Origin of the sequence: Alteromonas sp. MTD1 (genome assembly GCF_042848195.1) — a bacterium.
Classification (GTDB): domain Bacteria; phylum Pseudomonadota; class Gammaproteobacteria; order Enterobacterales; family Alteromonadaceae; genus Alteromonas.
The window spans coordinates 1-960 of the sequence record NZ_BTGG01000022.1; the positions used below are offsets into that span (position 1 = coordinate 1).

At 46.1% G+C, this 960-nt stretch carries 1 protein-coding gene; it reads left to right on the forward strand.

Annotated elements, in window-relative coordinates; all coding sequences use genetic code 11:
* The coding region (locus tag ACGHAV_RS16930; RefSeq protein ID WP_390383366.1) for an elongation factor Tu at positions 1-771 on the forward strand (771 nt) is incomplete at its 5' end.
* Positions 772-960: the final 189 nt, after the last annotated feature.

Consider the following 960-nt stretch of genomic DNA (forward strand, 5'->3'; position numbering starts at 1 on the left):
GACATGGTTGACGATGAAGAGCTTCTAGAGCTAGTAGAAATGGAAGTTCGTGAACTTCTTAACGAATACGAATTCCCAGGTGATGACCTACCAGTTATCCAAGGTTCAGCTCTTAAAGCGCTTGAAGGCGACCCAGAGTGGGAAAAGAAAATCATCGAGCTTGGTGAAGCGCTTGATTCATACATCCCAGAGCCAGAGCGTGCAATCGACAAGCCGTTCATCCTTCCAATCGAAGACGTATTCTCAATCTCAGGCCGTGGTACAGTTGTAACAGGTCGTGTAGAGCAAGGTATCGTTAAAGTTGGTGAAGAAGTAGAAATCGTAGGTATCAAAGACACTACTAAGACTACTTGTACTGGTGTTGAGATGTTCCGTAAGCTTCTTGACGAAGGCCGCGCGGGTGAGAACGTTGGTGTTCTTCTACGTGGTACTAAGCGTGACGAAGTTGAGCGTGGTCAAGTACTAGCTAAGCCTGGTTCAATCACTCCACACGTTAACTTCGAAGCAGAAGTATACGTACTATCGAAAGATGAAGGTGGCCGTCATACTCCATTCTTCAAAGGCTACCGTCCACAGTTCTACTTCCGTACAACTGACGTAACTGGTGCTGTAGAGCTTCCAGAAGGCGTAGAAATGGTAATGCCTGGTGACAACCTTAAATTCAAAGTTGAGCTAATTGCTCCGATCGCGATGGAAGAAGGTCTTCGTTTCGCAATCCGTGAAGGTGGTCGTACAGTAGGTGCTGGTGTTGTATCTAAGATCCTAGACTAATCTAGACTTAGCAACACAAGCTCAAAAAAGCGCACTTAGGTGCGCTTTTTTTATGTGTCCGAGAAAAGTTATGAAATCAATATGCCGTTTCAAACACGCGGTGAACCCATCCCTGGGCGCTCTGCCACAGCATCCATGTTGTGGAAGGTTTGAAACGGCATATTGATTTCACTCCCTCAGCATTGGGAA